Raw genomic sequence first — 5,930 nt, 5'->3', positions numbered from 1 at the left:
TATAAAGACCTTGGAGAGGGTCTCTAAAAACTACTACTATATAATACGAGGAGGAAATTATGGAGAAAAAAATGACATTTAATTATTTTTACGGTACCGAAGCTGATCAGTTCAGCTTCTACCGCATACCAAAAGCATTATTTACAGACAGCTACTTTAAAGATTTATCAAGCGATGCCAAAATTTTATATGGACTGATGTTGGATCGAATGTCTCTTTCCATCAAGAATCAGTGGTTTGACGACAAAAACAGAGCATATATCTACTTTTCCATCGAAGATATCATGGAATTACTGAACTGTGGCAGAAATAAAGCCATCAAATCCATGAGAGAACTGGATGACGAAACAGGAATTGGTCTGATTGAGAAACGTAGACAGGGATTTGGAAAGGTGAATGTTATCTACGTAAAAACCTTTATGCCTGAGAAAACAGATGAGAAAAAATTTGGAGAGGAATTAGAGAAGTTTAAAAAACAAACTTCTGTGGAAAATGAAGAGACTGCAGAAGTTTACAATTTAAACTTCATGAAGTCCCAAAATCAAACTTCTAGAAGTCCCGAAAACAAACTTCAAGAAGTTTACATTTCAAACCCTAATAATACTAATCTTAGTGATACTGAAATGAATGATAATAAATCTAATCATATCATATCTGTGGATGAGAAAAGATGTGATAGCGATAATCGCTCTGAGGATTATCAGGCTTATGAAAACCTTGTCAAGGAGACCATTGATTATGAATCACTGGAAATAACCCATCATGACGATATGCGACAGGTAGATGAAGTCGTGAACCTGATCGTAGAAACTGTGATGTGTAAAAATGACAAGATCTTGATTGCCAGCAACTGGTATCCGGCATCTCTGGTGAAGAAAAAATTTCTGATGCTGACCTATTCACATATCGAGTATGTCTTACACTGTATGCGTGGTAACACCACAAAGGTGAAGAACATCAAGAAATATTTATTAGCAGCCCTGTTTAATGCACCGTCTACGATGAATGGGTATTATCAGGCAGAAGTGAACCATGATATGCCAGGACTGGTAAGATAGGAGGTGCACATGTTTATTTTAAAACTTGCTGGGAAGATATTATTACTGCCGGTATGGCTGATACTTTTTGTGATCGGCCTGGCAGTGAAGATGACAGTACAGACTTATGCGGTTGTCAGAGGAATCCTTGGATTTATATTCACTTTGTTGATTATAGCGACTGCATACTGTTACCATGATTGGGTACAGGTTGCATTCCTGTTTTCGCTGAGTGTAATTCTGTATCTGATCCTGTTTGCAGGAGTGTTTGTAGACACTGTACTGGATATGACAAGAGAAAGTATTATTGATTTTATTTTATCGTGAGGAGGATATGAAAATGAGCGAAAACAATGATTTTATTCAGTTACCACCGATCAAAAAAGACACACCTTCCGAAGTGGTCTCAATGATTTGGCAATATTTGAAATTACCCGAGGAATCCAGAAAAAGGGTGAAAGCAGAGTTGATTAATGTACATGAGAACTGTGGGAAAGAAGATTTTCAGATTCCTAATCTCTATGACATCGTTTCAAAAGAGGAAATCGCAGAATTTGAGGGCATCATGCGTAAGATCATAACAGGAATTATTTCTGAGGCCAGTGGTATAGCCACCTGGGTGTATGTGCAGAAATATGAGAAACACAAAACTCTGGATGAAATGCTGCAAGAATGGCAAGGCGCAGGCCAGTTTATTATTGTCATGGATACCTGGTTCGAAAAATTGATGGCGGAATAATATGATACTGTGATAGAATGAAGAAAACGATTTGATGTGCAAATCGGTAGTTGAGGAAAAGAAAGAATGGAAGATAAAAAGATATTGCTTGATAATATTGATAAAATTCATACAACCGAAATGGGAATTGATAGAATTAAAAGAAACCTAAAAATAGATACAGCAGATGTTGTTGAGTATTGCAAAAATAAGGTATTAGATAAAAATTGCAATATATACAAACAGGGTAAAAATTGGTATTGCGAGGTTGAAAATATCAAAATTACTATCAATTCATATAGCTATACAATCATTACAGCACATATTGTTAAGTAATTTCAAGTTTTTGAAACTGAGAAATATGAATTTGAGGTGGAAATATGGCATCAAGCAAGGAATACTTAGAGTTTATTTTAGGGCAGCTATCTGAGTTAGAAGAAATTACTTATCGAGCTATGATGGGAGAATTTATTATTTATTATCGTGGCAAGATTGTAGGCGGTATCTATGATGATAGATTACTTGTTAAACCAGTAAAATCAGCAATTAGTTATATGCCGACAGCTCCGTATGAATTACCCTATGAGGGAGCAAAAGAGATGTTGTTGGTAGATGAAGTTGATAATAGGGAATTTTTGACAGGCTTGTTTCATGCAATGTATGATGAACTGCCAGCCCCAAAACCGAAAAAGAAGAAATAAACAACTCCCAGTTTGTATAACAGGAAAATTTGAATTTGTGGAGGATAACTATTGTGGATAAAGCAGTTATTTATATACATGGAAAAGGTGGTAATGCTGAAGAAGCTATTCATTACAAACCGCTCTTTAGTAATTGTGATGTGATTGGTCTCGACTATACTGCACAGTTTCCATGGGAAGCAAAAGAAGAATTTCCATTACTTTTTAATTCAATTTATAGAAACTACAAGACGGTTGAAGTAATTGCCAATAGCATTGGAGCGTATTTTGCTATCAATGCCTTATCAAATCAGCAAATAGAGAAAGCATATTTTATTTCGCCCGTTGTAGATATGGAAAGGCTTATTGCTGATATGATGATTTGGGCAAATGTTACAGAGGATGAACTCAAAGAGAAAAAAGAAATTCAGACAACCTTTGGAGAGACTCTTTCATGGGATTATCTTTGCTATGCAAGAGAAAATCCTATTATATGGGAAATCCCAACGCACATTTTGTATGGTGAAAAAGATAATCTTACCGCTTATGGAACGATATTTGAATTTGTACAGAGGACTAATTCAACACTTTCTATTATGAAAAATGGAGAGCATTGGTTTCATACGGATGAACAAATGAAATTTCTTGATGAATGGATAATAAAATCTTCCAAATAAATTCCTGTTTTTGAAACTGGAAAATCGGAAGCTGAGGAGATAGACTATTGAGAACATATGAGAATAAAGACGAGCTTAAAAACGAGATAAATAAAAGCTTTGCAAAATATATTTCAGAATTTAATGATATTCCGGAGCATTTAAAAGATAAGAGAATTGATGAGATCGATCGAACTCCGGCAGAAAATCTTGCTTATCAGGTTGGCTGGACAACTCTTGTTATTAAATGGGAATCAGACGAAAGAACGGGTATTCCTGTTAAAACTCCTTCGGATAATTTTAAGTGGAATCAGCTTGGCGAATTATATCAATGGTTCACAGATACATATGCTCAGCTGTCACTGCAAGAATTGAAAGACAGATTGAATGAGAATATCAACTCTATTTATGCAATGATTGATTCTCTGAGTGAGGAAGAATTATTTAAACCACATATGAGAAAATGGGCTGACGAAGCAACTAAAACAGCTGTCTGGGAAGTATACAAATTCATACATGTTAATACAGTTGCTCCGTTCGGAACCTTTAGAACCAAGATTAGAAAATGGAAAAAGATTGCACTATAACTTCAAGTTTACAGAACTGAATCAAAAGAGCTCGAAGGAGCTCTTTTTCCTTTTTTATAATAGTATCATTATGGTATAATAGAGACATTAAAATCGGAATTTGAAGCGGAGGTATGTATTATGAATATAGGATTTTGGTCGTGTATAATTTTGGTAATACCATTTCTGATTATAGGTGTGTTATTTGCGATTTTTAAGGAAAAAGCAACAAAATTTGTTTCGGGATTTAATTCATTTTCTAAAGAAGAACAGGCATTGTATGATAAAGCTTATATCTCTCGTGATATAAGAAATCAGTGCTTTATGTGGGCTATTATAATGTTGGCAGGAGCATTATTATCCTGCTTTTTAACCCCATATATAGCTATACCAACCTATATTATTTGGTTAGTTCTGTTTTTTAGAGAAGTCCACTTTGATAATCATAAAGCGTTTGAAAAATATTTATTAAAGTAAATTCTAGTTTGTTGAACTGAATCCGAAAAGCATTAGGGCGCAGAGGAGATAGAATCCTTTGCGTAAAAGACTAACGAACATATTTAATGAAACATCGGAACCATCTTCTTTTTGTTGTTTACCTATAATAACGATTGGAGTAGTCGATTATAAACACTGCAATAAAAAAATCTGAAAATATATTTATCAACATTACATAAAAGTGTGTAGATGCACATAAAATGGGAATACATATTGAAATTCAGGTCGTTCTGTGATGGAATCTCATTACTAAAAAGTGTGCAGATGCACGGAAATGGGGAGTATAACAATGGAGATTAAAAGAGACGTTTACCTACTCTGCATTTAAGCCGATATGTTCTGCAATTACTTCTTCGTCCAATGGAAAAGAGAACCAGTCCCCGACCAGTTCTTCCTCATTGTACTTGCCAAGATTGGCTATATAGACTTGCATATCATCAATCATAAGCGGTCACTTCCTTTCACTCATCGTATTCATAAAATCTGCCATAAGCAATACCCACCATCAGAGCTTGAACATACCATTGTTGCAGACCGCATAACGTCCTTTTTCTTCCGGTTCATGGACGTAGGCTTCCAGATTAAAATATTTCTTTCCCTTTTCGGAGAGAGCAAAAAAATCAATGTTATGTTCCAAGCGGTAACGGGCAACGTCCATGATGTTGTGGCACTCTGGATAAAACAGAAATTCTTCTGATTTCTGCAATAAATCCTCTACACCGCCACAATAGGAAATCAACTCTTTATAAGCCAGCTGAACTTCTGGCGATAAATCCGTGTAAGCAAAGTACAGCTTGTTTAACCGTCTGACAGATGTTGTCCTTACAATGTCGCCAGCAAAGGGGAGCTTCATATCAATGATTTGATAATCGCCACTGTCAGCTTCCACGCCGAGCAGGTCACGGAACAGCTCATAATCAATGGGTAAATCGAACCAGCGAGAGGTTTTATCCTCTGCTGATTTGGTCGTTTCAATCAATACGCTACATTCTTCCATCGTAATTCAGCCCTTTCTTTTTAATTTTGAATATGAAAAAAGCAGTCGATCATAAATGAAAGGCTGCTTTAAATCATATCCTTTATTGCTTTGTGTGGAGATTTAACTGATTGTCTATGTCCCGTCCGGCATACATTACTCTAAGTATTGTTACAACTTTTTTATCGCTGTCTGGAATATAAAGTACCACATAATTGTCTACTGGTAATACACGAAGTCCACGACTTTTCCACGGTTCTTTTTCATATTTTCGATAACGCTCCGGCATCGTATCCAGACTTAATATCTGTTCTTCCAGACGGTCAAGCTGTCCGCTTGCATTTTCCGGCGATTGTAATTCAAAAGAAATATATTCAAAAATCCCTCTCAAATCACTGTCAGCCTGTTCGGATAATTCTACTTCATATATCATAAGCCATAATCCTTGCGAATGTCAGCAAATGCTTTCTTCGCATTTTTTGTCCGTCCAGCCTGCATATCCGCATATCCTTTCTCCAATTCTTCATTGAACTCTGCTTCTGATAATGTGCTGATATCAACAGGTCTGTCAGATGGTATTTTTACTTCAAACGGAAGTCCTCTCTGTAAGATAATCTGTTTATAAAACATATTGATAGCACTGGAAGCAGGGATACCAAGTGTAGACAGGATACTTTCTGCTTTTTCTTTGACATCTGGTTCAATCCTTGCATATAAATTTGCTGATTTTGTAGCCATATAAAACATCTCCTCGTATTATATAGTAGTAGTTTTTAGAGACCCTCTCCAAGGTCTTTAT

At 35.8% G+C, this 5,930-nt stretch carries 11 protein-coding genes and 1 pseudogene; 8 read left to right on the top strand and 4 right to left on the bottom strand.

Annotated features, from left to right (window positions below):
- Positions 1-59 precede the first annotated feature (59 nt).
- The 8 genes from DXB83_RS16145 (at position 60) to DXB83_RS16110 (ending at position 4,134) form a co-directional block, all read left to right on the top strand.
- On the top strand, positions 60-1,058 hold the full coding sequence (locus DXB83_RS16145; protein WP_117805132.1) for a DUF6017 domain-containing protein: 999 nt from the start codon (positions 60-62) through the stop codon (positions 1,056-1,058).
- Between the two features lie 9 nt (positions 1,059-1,067).
- Positions 1,068-1,364, top strand: a complete 297-nt coding sequence (locus DXB83_RS16140) for a hypothetical protein (protein ID WP_015514766.1) — start codon at positions 1,068-1,070, stop codon at positions 1,362-1,364.
- A 13-nt stretch (positions 1,365-1,377) separates the two neighbouring features.
- A complete protein-coding gene (locus tag DXB83_RS16135; protein ID WP_173905991.1) occupies positions 1,378-1,776 on the top strand; it encodes a hypothetical protein in 399 nt (132 codons plus the stop codon).
- Positions 1,777-1,842: 66 nt separating this feature from the next.
- Positions 1,843-2,091: a DUF3781 domain-containing protein gene (locus DXB83_RS16130; RefSeq protein ID WP_005921256.1), complete on the top strand. Its 249-nt coding sequence runs from the start codon at positions 1,843-1,845 to the stop codon at positions 2,089-2,091.
- A gap of 44 nt (positions 2,092-2,135) precedes the next feature.
- Positions 2,136-2,456, top strand: a complete 321-nt coding sequence (locus DXB83_RS16125; RefSeq protein ID WP_004612401.1) for a TfoX/Sxy family protein — start codon at positions 2,136-2,138, stop codon at positions 2,454-2,456.
- Positions 2,457-2,509: 53 nt separating this feature from the next.
- Entirely contained in the window at positions 2,510-3,112 is a 603-nt protein-coding gene (locus DXB83_RS16120; RefSeq protein WP_005337276.1) for an alpha/beta hydrolase, read from the top strand.
- A gap of 47 nt (positions 3,113-3,159) precedes the next feature.
- Positions 3,160-3,678 carry a ClbS/DfsB family four-helix bundle protein gene (locus tag DXB83_RS16115; RefSeq protein WP_118601726.1) on the top strand — a complete coding sequence of 173 codons (519 nt, stop codon included), beginning with the start codon at positions 3,160-3,162 and terminating at the stop codon, positions 3,676-3,678.
- 120 nt (positions 3,679-3,798) lie between these two features.
- On the top strand, positions 3,799-4,134 hold the full coding sequence (locus DXB83_RS16110) for a DUF3784 domain-containing protein (protein WP_055267398.1): 336 nt from the start codon (positions 3,799-3,801) through the stop codon (positions 4,132-4,134).
- 337 nt (positions 4,135-4,471) lie between these two features.
- Here DXB83_RS16110 and DXB83_RS16105 read toward each other — a convergent pair.
- The 4 genes and pseudogenes from DXB83_RS16105 to DXB83_RS16090 form a co-directional block, all read right to left on the bottom strand.
- Positions 4,472-4,600 (bottom strand): annotated as a pseudogene (locus tag DXB83_RS16105) (antirestriction protein ArdA); the annotation flags it as partial.
- A 60-nt stretch (positions 4,601-4,660) separates the two neighbouring features.
- Entirely contained in the window at positions 4,661-5,152 is a 492-nt protein-coding gene (locus tag DXB83_RS16100) for an antirestriction protein ArdA (protein ID WP_117805231.1), read from the bottom strand.
- 82 nt (positions 5,153-5,234) lie between these two features.
- Positions 5,235-5,564: a type II toxin-antitoxin system RelE/ParE family toxin gene (locus DXB83_RS16095; protein ID WP_005334765.1), complete on the bottom strand. Its 330-nt coding sequence runs from the start codon at positions 5,562-5,564 to the stop codon at positions 5,235-5,237.
- Positions 5,561-5,869: a type II toxin-antitoxin system RelB/DinJ family antitoxin gene (locus tag DXB83_RS16090; RefSeq protein ID WP_029471590.1), complete on the bottom strand. Its 309-nt coding sequence runs from the start codon at positions 5,867-5,869 to the stop codon at positions 5,561-5,563. Before DXB83_RS16090 ends, DXB83_RS16095 begins: the two co-directional genes overlap by 4 nt.
- Between the last annotated feature and the right edge of the window lie 61 nt (positions 5,870-5,930).

This window comes from Blautia sp. OM06-15AC (genome assembly GCF_003481425.1).
GTDB classification, from domain to species: domain Bacteria; phylum Bacillota; class Clostridia; order Lachnospirales; family Lachnospiraceae; genus Fusicatenibacter; species Fusicatenibacter saccharivorans.
The sequence above is the reverse complement of the archived record's forward strand: the minus strand, read 5'-3'. Positions and strand labels throughout refer to the sequence as shown.

Bases quoted from the DNA above. Each gene is read 5' to 3' on its own strand.
- DXB83_RS16140 (WP_015514766.1), top strand. From the start codon at position 1,068: ATGTTTATTTTAAAACTTGCTGGGAAGATATTATTACTGCCGGTATGG.
- DXB83_RS16130 (WP_005921256.1), top strand. From the start codon at position 1,843: ATGGAAGATAAAAAGATATTGCTTGATAATATTGATAAAATTCATACA.
- DXB83_RS16145 (WP_117805132.1), top strand. From the start codon at position 60: ATGGAGAAAAAAATGACATTTAATTATTTTTACGGTACCGAAGCTGAT.
- DXB83_RS16125 (WP_004612401.1), top strand. From the start codon at position 2,136: ATGGCATCAAGCAAGGAATACTTAGAGTTTATTTTAGGGCAGCTATCT.
- DXB83_RS16100 (WP_117805231.1), bottom strand. From the start codon at position 5,152: ATGGAAGAATGTAGCGTATTGATTGAAACGACCAAATCAGCAGAGGAT.
- DXB83_RS16110 (WP_055267398.1), top strand. From the start codon at position 3,799: ATGAATATAGGATTTTGGTCGTGTATAATTTTGGTAATACCATTTCTG.
- DXB83_RS16135 (WP_173905991.1), top strand. From the start codon at position 1,378: ATGAGCGAAAACAATGATTTTATTCAGTTACCACCGATCAAAAAAGAC.
- DXB83_RS16090 (WP_029471590.1), bottom strand. From the start codon at position 5,869: ATGGCTACAAAATCAGCAAATTTATATGCAAGGATTGAACCAGATGTC.
- DXB83_RS16095 (WP_005334765.1), bottom strand. From the start codon at position 5,564: ATGATATATGAAGTAGAATTATCCGAACAGGCTGACAGTGATTTGAGA.